The organism is Streptosporangium sp. G11 (assembly GCF_051192615.1).
Taxonomy (GTDB): domain Bacteria; phylum Actinomycetota; class Actinomycetes; order Streptosporangiales; family Streptosporangiaceae; genus Streptosporangium.
In genome coordinates this window covers 1-14,765 of the sequence record NZ_JBPJUQ010000071.1, presented here as the reverse complement: position 1 = coordinate 14,765, position 14,765 = coordinate 1, and the positions used below count along the sequence as shown (strand labels likewise).

The following is a 14,765-nucleotide window of genomic DNA, read 5'->3' as shown; positions in this document are numbered from 1 at the left end:
GTTGCTGCCTGAAGATGCCGTTGTCCGGAGATGTCGCTGTCCGGATGAGGGGAACCTCGCCCGGCGGAGTTCCCTTCGGTGGAGACCCGCTCGCCGGATTCCCCCGTTCACGCTAGCCGCTCCCGCGAACGGTCAGTGGCCGCCGAACCAGCCGGGGACGTCGAGGCGGAAGACGTCATCCGGGGTCACGGCGCGCAGGTCGGACTCCAGGGCGCGCAGGCGCTCCTCGCCGAGGGTCCTCGCCCAGCCCGCGCGCAGGTCCTCGAAGATGCGCGCGGACCGGACGAGGCTGTCGACGCCCCGCTCGGTGAGCCGCACGATCTTGCGGCGGGCGTCGCCCGGATCGGAGCCGCGCTCGACGTAGCCCAGGTGCTCCAGGGTGTCGACAGTCTTGCCGGCCGCCTGCTTGGAGACGCCCAGCCGCCGGCCGAGTTCCACGGCCGTGGTGCCCTCGGGACCGATCGCCTGCAGGACGAAGCCGTGCATCGGCCGCATGTCGGGATGGCCCTGGCGGGCGAGCTCCGCGTGGAGCTCGTCGATGAGCACCCGGAAGCCGAGGAAGAGCCGGAGCGGGAGCTCGAAGCCCGGAGGGTCGGCCGCCACGATCGCCTCCCGGCCCGTTGTTTCGACAATGGTGTTGTCGAGCTTAGGGACTGCCGCCCTACCTTGTCATCCGCGGCGTCGTCCGCTGCGCGGCAGTGGAGGACCGATCGGTCGCCGTACGTGTCGTCCGCGGTGCGGCGGTGGATCGCCGTAGGTGTCGTCCGTGGCGCGGCAGGGGAGCCCTCACCGCTGGCGCCCGTCGGGGCGGCGCTGGTCCTGGAGCCACTTGTCGGTCCGGCGGGTCGCGTTGGGCGCGCTGGGGGTGCCGGGTGAGCGGAGGGTGGCGCGGGTCTCGGTCACGGTGAAGTCGGCCACCACGTGCCGGTTGTGCAGCAGGAAGCCGACGACGCCCGCGATCGCCTGCACGCTGTCGCCCGCGCGGGCGCGGCCGGTCAGGAGATAGACCAGCGGCGTGGACGGCTGGTCGAGGGCGAAGTGGCGGCCGTGGTGGTGCGCGTCCTGCAGCGTCCTGATCGGGATCGGCCGCGAGGTGGTGAACCACGCGGCGACCTCCCAGAAGGGATTCGACGTGTCGGGGTCGCCGGACTCCTCGTAGCAGGTCGTGCAACCCCTGCGAGCGTCCTGCCCGTGAGGGCACGCCCAGGCGGCGAGGTCATGCGGCATGCTGCGCTCGGACATGAGCTGACCGTACCTTCCCGTACCCGGAGACCGGTGCTTCCCCCGCTCCCACGCGCCGGGGCGCCGCGTTTTCGGCACGCTCGCGGTCAGGCCGTCACCCCTTTCCGGATGCCGGAAGTGGCCAGTGGACCTTGGTGGAGACGCGAATTCTTCTGGGATACCTTCCTTCCTGTTCTGCGCACACTGGGGTGCGCATCCGATGGTTTCCGTGGATTCATCGTGAGCGCGCCGCGCCCCCTCACCCCGGCGCCGCGCCGTCCCGGCGTACCCGCGAAGACATCGTCACAGGGGGATGAGGCCATGTCCGTCGCCGATCTGTCCGATGCCAGGCGGGACTTGCTCAGGCGCAGGCTGCGGGGCGGGGCCGTCGACACCGAACGCCCCGAGATCCCGCGCGGGCCCAAGGGCACTCCTCCCCCGCTCTCCCCGGTCCAGGAACCCCTGTGGTTCATGGAGCACTTCACCCCCGGCACCTCCACGTACACCCTCCCGGTCGCGGTGCGGCTGCGCGGCCCGATCGACGCCGACCGGCTGCGCGACCTGCTGGCCACGCTGCCGGACCGGCACGAGAGCCTGCGCCACCGCTTCCCCGCGACGGAGGACGGGCGGCCCGCGGTCCACGTCGTCCCCACCGCGCCGGTGCCGCTGCGCCTGGCCGAGGCAGCCACGGGCGCGGAGGCCGCCGAGCTGATCGGCGCGGAGAGCGCCGAGCCGCTGGACCTCGCCGAGGGGCCGCTGCTGCGCGCCACCCTGATCAGGATCGCGGACGACGACCACGTCCTGGCGCTGTTCGTCCACCACATCGCCGCCGACGGCAGGTCGACGCAGCTGCTCTTCGCCGACCTCCTCGCGCTCTACCGGGGAGACGCCCCCGCCGCGCCCGCCGTCCGGTACGGGGACTTCGCGCTCTGGCAGCGCGAGCGGCCGTTCGAGCGCGAGCTGGCCTTCTGGCGCGGGGAACTGGCCGGGCTGCCCCGCGCGGAACTGCCCTCCGACCGGCCCCGCCCACCCCGGCTGACCCTCGACGGCGCCTCCCACGTTCACCGGCTCGACCCCGAGCTGGTCGCCTCCCTGACCGGGCTGGGCGCGGAGCGCGGCGCGACCCGCTTCATGACCCTGCTCGCCGCCTTCCAGGTGCTGCTCGCCCGCTACTGCGGACGGGACGATCTCGCCGTCGGCACGCCGGTCGCCGGGCGGACCAGGGACGGGCTGGACGACGTGGTCGGCATGTTCGTCAACACCCTCGTGCTCCGCGCCCGCCTCGACGGCGACCCCGGTTTCGCCGACCTCGTCACCCGCACCCGCGACGTGGTGATCGACGCCCTCGACCACCAGGAACTGCCCTTCACGCGGCTGGTCGACGCGCTCGACGTGCCCCGCGACCCGAGCAGGCAGCCGCTCGCCGACGCGCTCTTCTCCATGCACGACTTCGCCGTCGCCGCGGATGCCGCCGGTGACCTGGAGGCCGAGGACTTCGCGATGGCGCCGGGCTCGGCGCGCTACGACATCGAGCTCTATCTGGTCCCCACCGCCGAGGGCGGCATGACCGCCACCTTCACCTACCGGACCGCGCTGTTCGACGCCGCGACCGTCGAGCGCATGGCCGGGCACCTGGAGAACCTCCTCAGGGACGCCGTCGCCCGGCCCGGCGTCCCGGTGAGCGAGCTGGAGCTGCTGGGGGAGGCCGAGCGCCGCCTCCTCACCGAGGAGTGGAACGCCACGGCGGCCGACTTCCCCGACGGCGCGACGCTGCACGGCCTCGTCGAGGCCCAGGTGGCGCGGAGTCCCGACGCCCTCGCGGTCACCTTCAGGGGCGAGTCGCTGACCTACCGGGAGCTCGACGAGCGGGCCGCCGGGGTGGCCCGCGTGCTGCGCGGCTCGGGGACGGGAGCGGGATCGCTGGTCGCGGTCTGCGCGGAGCGGTCGGCGGAGCTGGTGGCCGGGCTGCTGGGTGTGCTCAAAACGGGGGCGGCCTACGTGCCGCTCGACCCCGACTACCCCGCCGACAGGCTCGCCTTCATGCTCTCCGACGCGGGCGCCGCCGTGGTGCTGACCCAGCGGCACCTGGCGGACCCTCTGGCGCGGCACGGCGCCACCGTCCTCGCCCTGGACGACCCCGCCGTCTGGGCCGCCTCCGGGCACGCCGACGTTCCCGGTGGTGCCGGCGCTGGTGTCGAAGCCGACGCCGGCGAGGCTGCTCCGGGGACTGCTTCAGGGGCCGCTCCGGAGACCGCTCCGGGGACTGCTTCAGGGGCCGCTTCGGAGACCGCTCAGGGGGCCGCGAGCGGCGCGGCCGAGCCGGGCGCGGCGGGTGGTGTGGACGCGGCGGGTGCGGCGGCGTACATGATCTACACCTCCGGTTCGACGGGCAGGCCGAAGGGGGTGCCGAACAGCCACCGCGGCATCGTCAACCGCCTCGACTGGATGCAGAAGCGCTACGGCCTGACGCGGGACGACGTCGTCCTGCAGAAGACGCCCGGCGGTTTCGACGTGTCGGTCTGGGAGTTCTTCTGGCCGCTCATGACGGGCGCCAGGATGGTGCTGGCCGAGCCCGGCGGGCACCGCGACCCCGCCTACCTGCGCGACCTGGTGGCCTCGGAGGGCGTCACCACGACGCACTTCGTCCCCTCGATGCTCGGGATCTTCCTGTCGGAGGAGGGCGTACGGGGCCTGACCTCGCTGCGGCGCGTCATCTGCAGCGGGGAGGAGCTCCCGGTCGACCTGGCCCTGCGCTGCCTCGCGACCCTGCCGGGCGCCGAGCTGCACAACCTCTACGGCCCCACCGAGGCCGCCATCGACGTCTCCTCCTGGCAGTGCACCGCCGAGGCGCTCGCGGGCAGGACGAGCGTGCCGATCGGCGCGCCGATCCAGAACATCGCGCTGCACGTGCTCGATCCGCACCGCCGCCCGGTGCCGGTGGGCGTCCCCGGCGAGCTGCACATCGGCGGGGTCGGCGTCGCCCTCGGCTACCATCGGCGGCCCGAGCTCACCGCCGAGCGGTTCTTCCCCCTCGGCCGGGACCGCGTCTACCGGACCGGCGACGCGGCCCGGTGGCTGCCCGACGGCACGATCGAGTTCCTCGGCCGCCTCGACGACCAGGTCAAGCTGCACGGCCTCCGGATCGAGCTGGGAGAGATCGAGGCGGCGTTGCGGGAGCGCGCGGGGGTGCGCGACGCCGCGGTGATCGTCAGGGAGGACGTGCCGGGGGACCGGCGGCTCGTCGCCTACCTCGTCGCGGACGAGCCGCCGGAGACCGCCCGGGTGCGGGTCGCCCTCGGCGGCACCCTGCCCGACTACATGATCCCCTCGATGTTCGTCACCCTGGACGCGCTGCCGCTGACGCCGAACGGCAAGCTGGACCGCAAGGCCCTGCCCGTCCCGGAGAGCCCCGGCGCCGCCGAGTACGTCGAGCCGGAGAACGACGCCGAGCGGGCGATCGCCGCCGTCTGGGAGCAGGTGCTCTCGGTGGAGCGCGTCGGCGCGGGCGACGACTTCTTCGACCTGGGCGGCAACTCGCTGCTGGCCATCCAGGTCGTGGCCAAGCTGCGCAAGGCCCTGCCCGAGGGCAGCCCGCAGGTCGGCCTGGTGGACCTGTTCTCCTTCCGCACCGTGCGGGAGCTGGCCGGGTTCGTCGGCGGCCCCGGCGGCGGAGGGGCCCGCCCGCTGCTCCAGCGGCTCACCCCCCGCCGTACGGTGACGCGCAGCTACGTCTGCGTCCCGTACGGCTCGGGCAGCGCGATCGTCTACCAGCCGCTCGCCGACGCGCTCCCCAAGGACCAGGCGCTCTACGCCGTCGCCATCCCGGGCAACGACGTCGGGCTGGACGAGGAGCCCGAGGAGTTCGACGAGCTCGCCAGGCGCTGTACCGAGGAGATCCTGCGGACCGTCGAGGGCCCGGTCGTGATCTACGGTCACTGCGGGGTCGGCGCCGGTCTCGCCACCGAGCTGGCCAGGCGCGTGGAGGCGGCGGGACGCGAGGTCGAGGCCGTCTACATCGGGGCGATCTTCCCCTTCGCCCGGCCCCGCGGCCTGATGCGCGCCCTGTCGCGCATCGGGGAGTTCGAGAGCCTGCGCCGCAGCCAGGGCGACATCAACTGGCTCAAGGCGCGGGGTGTCGACCTGGAGGAGCTCGACCCGGGGGTGGCAGACCGGATCATCCGTACGATGCGCCACGACGGCAAGGCGGCGGAGAAGTACTTCACCGACCTGTTCGACACCCCCGGCCGGGTCCGGCTGCGCGCCCCGGTCGTCTCGGTGATCGGCGAGCGCGACCCGGCGACCGACTTCTACGAGGAGCGGTTCAGGGAGTGGCACTTCATCGCCGACACCGCGGCCCTGGTCGTCCTCGACGAGGGCGGGCACTTCTTCCTCCGCTACCGGGCCGAGGAGCTGGCCGGGATCCTGCAGATCCACGACCGGCTGGACGCGCCACCGGAACGCGGGCCCGACGACACCTGGTGGGTCCACGGAATCGCCAGGACGTCGGAGACGAAGACCGAGAAGAACGCCGTAGAGCCCAGCATGGGGCGATTCCTCACCTTCTCCGCGGGCCAGCAGATATCCATGATCGGCTCCGCGCTCGTCGGGTGGGCGCTGCCGCTCACGGTGCTGGTCGACTCGGGCTCGGTGACGCAGTTCTCGATCCTGGCCGTGCTCAACCTCGCCGGGCTGCTGATCTCGCCGCTGGCCGGGGCGATCGTGGACCGGGGCGACCGGCGCAGGGTGATCCTGCTGGCCGACTGCGCCTCGGCGGCCATCCAGGCGGTACTCGCCGGGATCATCCTGTTCGGCGAGCTCCGGCTCTGGCAGATCTACCTGCTGGTCATCTCGCTGTCGGTCGCGAGCAGCTTCCAGCGGCTGGCCTACAACTCCGCGGTCCCGCAGCTCGTCCCCAAGCACTACCTCGGCCACGCGATCGGGGTCACCCAGATGACGGGCGGCGTGGCACAGCTGGTCGTACCTCTGATCGCCGCGGGTCTGCTGGCCTGGATCGGGCTGGGCGGCATCGTCGCCATCGACGTGGCCAGCTACGTCTTCGCGATCGCCGTCGTGCTCCTCGTCCGCTTCCCCGCCACGCTGCCGTGGCGGCCGAGGGAGCCGCTGACCACCGAGATCGCCAAGGGGTTCGGCTACACCTGGAACGAGCGGGGCCTGCGCTCGATGCTCGCCTTCTTCGCGGTGCTCAACATCTTCCTGTCGCCGCTCCTGCTGCTGGTGTCCCCGCTGGTGCTCTCCTTCGCGACCCTCGCCGACGTCAGCCGCATCTCGGTGGTGAGTGGCCTCGGCGTGCTGCTCGGCGGGCTCACCATGGCGCTGTGGGGCGGGCCGCCCAAGCGGCGCTTCCGGGGAGTCCTGGCCGCCACGCTGGCCATGGCCGCGGGGAGCGTGGTCGTCGGCCTCAGCCCGTCGCTGGTGACGATCGGGATCGGCGCGTTCGCGCTGACCTTCTTCCTCACCGTCATGAACTCGATCTACACCACGATCGTTCAGATCAAGGTGCCGCACCGCTACCACGGCCGGGTCTTCGCGCTGAACACCCTGGTCGCCTGGTCGACCCTGCCGATCGGCATGGGGCTGGTGGCCCCGCTGGGCGCCGCCCTCCTCGACCCGCTGCTCGTCCCCGGCGGTCCCCTCGCCTCGACGGTCGGCGCGGTGATCGGGGTGGGACCCGGCCGGGGCATCGGGCTGCTCTATCTGGTCTGCGCCCTCGGGATGGCGCTGGTCGTCGCCGGGGCGCTGCGGGTCAGGCGGCTGGCGCAACTCGACACCGAGATGCCCGACGCCCTCCCCGACGACCAGGTGGGACTGGAGGCGATCGAGGCCCGCCGCGCCGGGGTGGGCGCCTGACGGGCGGGGTCCTCGCGCGATCTCTGGAACGGCCCGGCCGCCGAGTGGCCGGGCCGTTCCGGAGGCGTCGCGGGGGCGGGTCAGTTCCGGTTCATGTAGGCCTTCAGACCGCCGAGGTCCTTGTTGGCGATGAACACCGCCGCCACGAAGAGGGCCTCCTCGGCGTGCGCGGTGCAGGCCCATGCCGAGTCGCCCCAGCCATCGGCGATCTTGAGCTCGGCGGAACCGGGACACTGCCGCCCGGCGCCGCCGAGCTGGCACAGCTCGGGGTGGCCGCCCGTGTCGCGCTCCTCGGAGGCGACCTGGCGCAGGCGCTCGCCGAGCGCGGCGGTCACGACGGCGCGCTCGTCGGACTCCTCGCGGAGCCGCCGCTCGGCGCGTATGGCGTGGATGGTCTTCAGCCGAAGGTCCAGATGCCGGGCGACCAGCGCGGCGAGCCCGGTCAGCACCGCCGTCTGGGTGGCGGTGACCTCCCGGGGCCGCCGGTCGATGACGTTCACGGTGCCCAGCCGGTGTCCCTCGGGGGTGACGATCGGGGCGGCGGCGTAGAACCGCAGCCCCAGCTCCCCGCGGACCAGAGGGTGATCCAGGGTGCGCGGGTCGATCGCGGCGTCGCCCACGACGTACGGGCCGTCCGCCAGCACCGCCGAGACGCACAGGCCCGGCTCGACACCGACTTGTGCCACTCCGTCCAGTCCCCGGGTGGCGGCGAACCACACCCGGTCGGCGTCGACGACGCTGACCGTGGCGATGGGGGTGTCGAACACGGTCGCGGCCAGCCTGGCGATCTCGTCGAAGGCCCCGTCCCCGGGGGCGTCGAGGATCTCGTATCGCCGCACCGCGGCCAGCCGTTCCGCTTCCGTGTCACTTCCGTGAGCCGGTCGCGCTGCTTCCGCTTCGAGGGCGGGCGCGGACGGGAGCGGTTCGCCGTTCGCGGCGGTGGACTGGTCGGCGGACGCCGACACGGGCGGAGAGGCAGACACCAGGACCGCTTCCGGTAGGGGACGGGTGGGAGCCACGGGGGCCGAGGTTCCCCATGGGATGACCGTAAACGGTCATGCCAAACATCCCGAATCGAAGACCGGTCACACCGGCGCGATCTGTTCGAGAGCGCCCGGTCGCGCCGCGAGCGTCCTCCGGCAGAGCTGTGACAGCGCGGCCGGGACGGCGGCAGGACGCTGACAGCGATCTGGCAGCGCCGCCCGCCACGCTCGCCTCCTGAGCGATCGAGCGACTGATCAGCCGATCAGCCGATTGACCGAGCAGCTGATCAACGAGGAGGCAACGATGGACCAGACCCAGGTGCTCGTCGTCGGCGCGGGGCCGACCGGACTCACACTCGCCGTCGACCTGGCCCGGCGCGGGGTGGACGTCAGGATCGTGGAGAGGTCGCCGGAACCCCCCGCCGGGTCGCGCGGGAAGGGCGTCCAACCGCGGACGCAGGAGGTCCTCGACGACCTCGGCGTCATCGAGGAGGTCCTCGCCACCGGCGAGATCTACCCGGCCATGCGCGCCTACCGGGAGGACCGGGTGATCTGGGAGGGCCGTATGCACGAGATCAGGGAACCGGATGCCGAGGTGCCGTACCCGATGGTCCTCATGCAGCCGCAGTGGCGGATCGAGCGGATCCTGCGCGACCGGCTCGCCGAGCTGGGACGGCGGGTCGAGTTCGGCGTCGAGGTGACGGGGTTCGAGCAGGACGAGGACGGGGTCACGGTCACCCTCACGGGGCCGGGCCTTGGCTCCGGTTCCGGGAGCGGTCCTGATTTCGACTCCGGTCCCGATTCTGGTTCCGGGAGTGGTCCTGATTTTGACCCCGGTTCCGGGAGCGGGTTTCGTTCCGCCTCGCGGCCCGGTTCCGGGGGTGATGATCGCGCTGCCGAGAGGGTGCGGTGTGCCTATCTCGTCGGCGCGGACGGCGGGCGCAGCTTCGTGCGCAGGCATCTGGCCATCGGCTTCGAGGGGGAGACGTTCGAGACCGAGCGCATGCTCATCGGCGACGTCAGGACCCCCGACCTCGACCGTGAGTACTGGCACGTGTGGGCCGACATGGCCACCAACACGACGCACGTCGCGCTGTGCCCGCTCCCGGGCACCGACGTCTTCCAGTTCACCGCGCCGGTCACCGGCGAGACGCCCGAACTGTCCCCCGAGTCCTTCCAGAAGGTCTTCGACGAGGGATCGGGACGGAAGGACGTCCGCTTCACCGGGGTCTCCTGGATGTCGCTCTACCGGGTGAACATCCGTATGGCGGAACGGTTCCGCGTGGGTCGCGCCTTCCTGGCGGGGGACGCCGCGCACGTGCACTCCCCGGCGGGCGGTCAGGGCCTCAACACCGGCGTGCAGGACGCCTACAACCTCGGCTGGAAGCTCGCGGGCGTCCTCGGCGGCGCTCCCGAGCGGCTGCTCGACACCTACGAGGAGGAGCGGCTCCCGGTGGCGGCGGACGTGCTCGGCATCAGCACCAGGCTCCACCGCCGCGCCGGGGAGGGGGAGCGGGACGCGCACACCCGGGGCGAGGAGACACAGCAGCTCCTGCTCGGCTACCGGGGCCGCTCGCTGTCCGCCGGCGAGCGCGGCGGCGAGCGCGTCCCGGACGCCGTGCTCGGCACAGGGACGCGCCCGGACGTGGCGCCGGGCGCCGGAAGTGTCCGGGGCGCGGTGCCGAGCGCTGGAAGTGCCCCGGGCGCCGTGGCGGGCGTCGGAAGTGCCCTGGACGCCGTGGCGGGCGTCGGTCGCCTCTTCGACGTCCTGCGCGGGCCCCACTTCACACTCCTGGCCGTCGGTACGACCCACGCCGCGCTCGTCAAGGAGGTCAACGCGGCGTACGGGCCCAGGGTGCGCGCGCACGCCGTGCTTCGGGAGGACGAGCCGCGCGAGCCCGGTGACCTGCTCGACGTCGAGGGCCGGATCCACCGCCACTACGGAAGGGGCCTGGTGCTCGTCCGCCCCGACGGCTACGTCGGCTACCACGGTGGTGAGGACGGGCTTGAGGACTACCTGGCGGGTGTCGTCGCGACGGCCGGCGGCTGAGTGTCGATGCGATCGCGACGGCCCGTGGCGGAGCACCGGTGTCATCGTCACCGCGGCGGCCCCCGTGCTCGGGCCCGCCGACGTGTCCAGGCCCGTAGAGGACGCGGTGTCATCGCGGCAGGCGGCCGAGCCCTTCCAGGGCGAACGACTCGGGGTCACGCAGGGCGGCGCCACGGGCGCGTGCCGCCCGGTGGCGGTCCTCGCCGAGCGCCTCGGCGGCGCGGGCGGCCAGCGCGCGGACGGCGGGGTCGGCCGTCCGGTCGATTCCGCGAAGCGTGAGCGCCGTTCCGAGGAGTACGGCCGCGCTCTCCAGGTCGCCGGTCGAGGCGTGCCATTCGGCGACCTCCTCCAGAACCGACGCGCGCACCGTCTCGTCGCCGCTCGGAGCGACCGACTCCAGCGCGCGGCGCAGCGGGGAACGGGCGGCGTCCGGCTCGTCGCGTGCCCGGTGCACCCGGGCGATCTCCACGTTGATCAGCGCCACCAGCTGCGGGGAGACCATGGCCTGGTCCCGCAGCAGGTCCAGCGCCTCGCCGAGCAGGGACTCGGCCCGCTCGGGGTCCTCCCGCCGCAGGGCCAGCTCCCCCTGGACGTGCCGGAGGCGGGCGGTCGCGATCGGGTCCCCGATACGGCTCACCGCCGCCTCCGCCCGAGCCAGTTCGGCCTCCACCCCGGCGAGGTCTCCCGCGCGGAGACGAAGCCGGCAGAGCCGTACCCGCACCATGATCGGCCCGGGGACCGCCTCCAGGCCGCCGATCTCGGTCGCCGGTGCCACGGCCTCCTCCAGCAGCGACAGGGCGCCGGCCGTGTCGCCGCGGTTCTCCGCCACCAGCGACAGCCAGTAGAAGGCCATCGACAGCCCCCACCGGTCACCGGTCAGGCGGTAGTCGTCCACCGCGGGACGCAGCAGCTCCTCGGCCCGTGACGCCCCCGCCCGCCCGTACTCGAACTCGACGATCCCGCCCATCAGCCGCGCGGTCGCCCTCATCCACGGGGCGGGGTGGCCGCCGAACCTCTCGACCGCGGCCAGTGCCCGCCTGTGGGCCTCCGCCGTCCCGGCCGTGTAGCCGTTCACGATCGCCCACGACCCCAGCGCCGCGGGGTGGTCCGACTCCCACAACGTCGCCAGGGCCCGCGACCGCGCGGCGGACGGGTCGGCCGTCATCGGCGTACCGGCGGGAGCGGCCAGTACGCACAGCGCGTGTGCCGGTTCCCGGCCGGGAGGGGGTTCGTCGCCGACGGCCGCCAGCACCGCCGACGCCCATGCCCCGGCCTCCCCGCGCCGGCCGCGCATCATCCAGTACCACAGCCTGGCCATGATCATTCGAAGGGCCCGATCGCCGTCTCCCGACGAGATCGCGTGGTCGAGCGCGGAGTCCAGGTCGCCCTGCTCGACGTCGAGCACCGCGAGCGCGCGCAGCTGATCGCCGGTCCGCAGGAACGGCTCCTCCGCCTCGGCCAGCTCGACGAAGTAGCGGACGTGCTCGGCACGCGTCCGGCCGGTCTCGCCCGCCTCCTCCAGCCTCTCCGCGGCGTACCGGCGCAGTGTCTCCAGCAGGCGGTAGCGGACCTCCCCGCCCGCCCGGGGCGCCGGCACGACGGTGACCAGGGACCTGTCGACGAGCGACGTGACCACGTCCACGCCGTACCCGCAGATCCGCCCCACCGCGTCCGCGGTCGCGCCACCGGAGAACACCGACATCCGGCGCAGGAGCGTACGCTCGTCGGAGCTCAGCAGGTCCCAGCTCCAGTCGATCACCGCCCGCAGCGTGCGGTGCCTCGGCTGTGCCGTACGGCTCCCGCGGAACGCCAGCCGGTCACCGATCATGTCGGCGAGCTGCCCGACGCCGAGGGAACGCAGCCTGGCCGCCGCCAGCTCGATCGCCAGGGGGATGCCGTCGAGCTCCCTGCAGACCCGTACGACGTCGGCCACCGTGTCGTCGTCGACGCGCAGACCCGGCAGTGCCGCGGCCGCGCGGTCTCCGAACAGCGTCACCGCCGGGCAGGCCAGCGCTTCCTGCAGGAGCGCGTCCGGCGCGGGGAGATCGAGGGGAGGCACGGGGTGGAGGTTCTCCCCGGTGATGTCCAGGGGCTCCCGGCTCGTGGCGAGGATCCGCAGCCCGCCGGAGGCGGCGAGCAGCCGGTCGGCGACCCGCGCGGCCTCGTCGATCACGTGTTCGCAGTTGTCCAGCACCAGCACCGGGGCCCTGCCACGGAGCGCCACGGCGAGCCGTTCCAGCGAGTCACCCTCCCCGTGGAGCGGCCGGCCGGGGGCGCCCGCGTATCCCGCACCGTCGGCCTCGCTCGCGAGCTCACCCCGGTGACCGGTCTCGCCGGGGGCACTCCCGGGATCCGCTCCGCTCCACGGCGCGGCGGGGTGGTCCGCCAGGAGGCCGCTTCCGCTCAGCGCGACCTGCACGGCCGCCGCCACACCGGACGGGTGTGAGAGCGGGGCCAGCTCCACCAGCCAGACCCCGTCCGGTACGTCGAGGGACGCGGCGGTCTCGATCGCCAGCCTGGTCTTACCCACTCCGCCGGGCCCGGTGAGGGTGACCAGCCGTGCGGTCCCGAGCAACTCCCCGAGCCGGGCCAGCTCCTCCCGCCTGCCGACGAAACTCGTCAGCCGCGCGGGCAGGTTGTCCCGAGGCTCCCCGCGATCCCCGCGATCCCGGGGTCTCCCGCGCTCCCGAGGCTCCGCGGGGTCTCGGGACTCCACGCCGTCCCGGCGGGACCGCGCGCCCGCGAGTCCGGGGGTCTCCGCGAGTCCGCGGGCGTCCGCAGGGCCGGGGGCGTCCGCGACGGCCTCGCGGGGGCCGGACGCCGTATGGGGAGATTCGCCGCGCAGGGCGGCCAGGTGCGCGGCGCGTAGTTCGGGGCCGGGGTCCAGGCCGAGGTCTTCGGCGAGGCTCAGCCTGATCCGTTCGTACGCCGCGAGTGCCTCCGTGCGGCGCCCCTCGGCGAGCAGTGCCAGCACGAGCCGGGCGTGGAAGGGCTCGCGGAGCGGATGCGCCGCGACCACCTCCTCCAGCTCCGCCACCGGGGCGTGTCCCAGGGCCAGGTCGGCGTCGAAGCGGGCCCGCAACGCCGACAGGCGCAACTCCTCCAGGCGGGTGGCGGGGGCGGCGGCGAAGGGCAGGACGGACGCGTCGGCGAGAGCCGGGCCGCGCCAGAGGGACAGCGCCTCACGCAGCAGGGACCCCGCCACGGTGGGATCGCCCGAGGCGGTACGGCCCTCGGCGGCCAGTCGCTCGAAGGCCCAGGCGTCGACCGCCTCGCGCGGCAGGTCGAGGAGGTAACCGGCGGGGTGGGACGCGACCGCGCCGGGCAACCGGCGGCGGAGCCTGGAGACCAGCGACTGCAGCGCGTTCGCCGGGTGATCGGGCGGACCCTCGGGCCACAGGTCGTCGATGAGTCGCTCGGCGGTGACCACGCGGCCGGGGTCGAGGGCGAGCCTGACCAGCAGGATCCGTAGCCGCGCACCGTGGATCTCGGTGCCGTGCGCGTGCGGCGGCCCGCCGTCCACGCGCAGCGGCCCCAGGATTCCGACTCTCATCAGGACCCCATTCTCCTCTCGCGCGAGAACGCCGGACGCGCTTCCGGCCCGAGGGGTGCGGTCCCGGCCCGATCGGAGGGCAGGGGTACGTTCGAAACCATCACGACATTCGCGTATTTCGCTGTTTCTGCAGTTCATCAAGGGAAAGAAATGATCTTGAGGGCGTTTCGAGGGCTACGGGGCGGGCATCGGATCGGTCTGGGGGTCATCGAACGGGGGGACGTATGGCGCGCGGGTTCGACGCGTCAGCTCATTACGGGCGGCGCATCACCGACGTCCACGACGACGGCATCACGGTGAAGGATCCATCCGAGGTCGCGGGCGGGCACCCGGCGGCCTTCGGTTTCCCCGCGGCCTCGAAGCTTCCCGAGCTCCCGGAGTTTCCGGAGCTCCCGGAGTCTCCGGTGCGGTCGCGCCCGCCGGGGCTTTCACCGCCTTCCGGGGTGTCGCGTCTCCCGGTGCCCTCAAAGGCTCCGATCCGGTCACGCGCACCGGGGCTTTCGAAGTCCTCCGGCCCATCACATCCCCCGGCGCCCTCGAAGTCGCCGTCAACGTCGTCAACGCCGCGTTCGAAGCGGGACCCGCGGGTTCCCGGCAGGGTTCCGGCGCTACCCGCTGTGCGGGGCCCGATCACCTCCCTGCTCTTCGAACGGCTGGTACGCCCGCCGCACCGCTTCGGCCTCCTCTCGCTCCCGCTCCTGTCGTTCCCGGCGCGTTTCGCGGGCCCGGTCCTCGTGGACGAGGACGTGCAGCTGGCGCTCTACGTCTGCTACGAGCTGCACTACCAGGGCTTCGACGGCGTGGACGACCGGTGGGAGTGGAACCCCTCGCTGCTGGAGGTACGGGAGATCCTGGAGGCGCGGTTCGAGGAGGGGCTGGCGCGGGCCGTGGCGTACCCACCCGCCTCGCGGCCCGAGCAGACGAGCCAGGCCCTGGCCGAGCTGATGGCCACCGCCGACGGGCCCGACCTGGCCGGATTCCTCCAGGGGCAGGCCGACCTGGAGCAGTTCCGCGAGTTCGTCGCGCACCGGTCGATCTACCATCTCAAGGAGGCCGACCCGCACACCTGGGCGATTCCCCGGCTGAGCGG

The 14,765-nt window shown here is 73.4% G+C and carries 6 protein-coding genes and 1 pseudogene; 3 read left to right on the top strand and 4 right to left on the bottom strand.

All coding sequences use genetic code 11. The features are described 5' to 3' along the window. Nucleotides 1-132: 132 nt before the first annotated feature. Together ACSDR0_RS39770 and ACSDR0_RS39765 are read right to left on the bottom strand one after the other, a co-directional pair. On the bottom strand, nt 133-603 hold the full coding sequence (locus ACSDR0_RS39770; protein ID WP_435294127.1) for a MarR family winged helix-turn-helix transcriptional regulator: 471 nt from the start codon (nt 601-603) through the stop codon (nt 133-135). Nucleotides 604-786: 183 nt separating this feature from the next. Further along, nucleotides 787-1,242 carry a hypothetical protein gene (locus ACSDR0_RS39765; protein WP_435294126.1) on the bottom strand — a complete coding sequence of 152 codons (456 nt, stop codon included), beginning with the start codon at nt 1,240-1,242 and terminating at the stop codon, nt 787-789. A gap of 300 nt (nt 1,243-1,542) precedes the next feature. Here ACSDR0_RS39765 and ACSDR0_RS39760 point away from each other — a divergent pair, with 300 nt between their 5' ends. Continuing rightward, nucleotides 1,543-7,089, top strand: coding sequence for an amino acid adenylation domain-containing protein (locus ACSDR0_RS39760; protein WP_435294125.1), 5,547 nt, complete (start codon nt 1,543-1,545; stop codon nt 7,087-7,089). An 80-nt stretch (nt 7,090-7,169) separates the two neighbouring features. On the opposite strand, the gene ACSDR0_RS39755 is transcribed toward ACSDR0_RS39760, so the two are convergent. Then, a complete protein-coding gene (locus tag ACSDR0_RS39755; protein ID WP_435294124.1) occupies nt 7,170-8,072 on the bottom strand; it encodes a GAF domain-containing protein in 903 nt (300 codons plus the stop codon). Nucleotides 8,073-8,376: 304 nt separating this feature from the next. Here ACSDR0_RS39755 and ACSDR0_RS39750 point away from each other — a divergent pair, with 304 nt between their 5' ends. Further along, the gene (locus ACSDR0_RS39750; protein WP_435294123.1) at nt 8,377-10,122 is read left to right on the top strand and encodes an FAD-dependent oxidoreductase; all 1,746 of its coding nucleotides are present in this window, start codon (nt 8,377-8,379) and stop codon (nt 10,120-10,122) included. Between the two features lie 109 nt (nt 10,123-10,231). On the opposite strand, the gene ACSDR0_RS39745 is transcribed toward ACSDR0_RS39750, so the two are convergent. After that, a complete protein-coding gene (locus tag ACSDR0_RS39745; RefSeq protein WP_435294122.1) occupies nt 10,232-13,675 on the bottom strand; it encodes an AfsR/SARP family transcriptional regulator in 3,444 nt (1,147 codons plus the stop codon). Between the two features lie 617 nt (nt 13,676-14,292). Here ACSDR0_RS39745 and ACSDR0_RS39740 point away from each other — a divergent pair. After that, a pseudogene (locus ACSDR0_RS39740) lies at nt 14,293-14,765 on the top strand (iron-containing redox enzyme family protein); the annotation flags it as partial.

Excerpts from the sequence above, each read along its gene's own strand:
- ACSDR0_RS39765 (WP_435294126.1), bottom strand. The coding sequence starts at position 1,242 with ATGTCCGAGCGCAGCATGCCGCATGACCTCGCCGCCTGGGCGTGCCCT.
- ACSDR0_RS39760 (WP_435294125.1), top strand. The coding sequence starts at position 1,543 with ATGTCCGTCGCCGATCTGTCCGATGCCAGGCGGGACTTGCTCAGGCGC.
- ACSDR0_RS39750 (WP_435294123.1), top strand. The coding sequence starts at position 8,377 with ATGGACCAGACCCAGGTGCTCGTCGTCGGCGCGGGGCCGACCGGACTC.
- ACSDR0_RS39745 (WP_435294122.1), bottom strand. The coding sequence starts at position 13,675 with ATGAGAGTCGGAATCCTGGGGCCGCTGCGCGTGGACGGCGGGCCGCCG.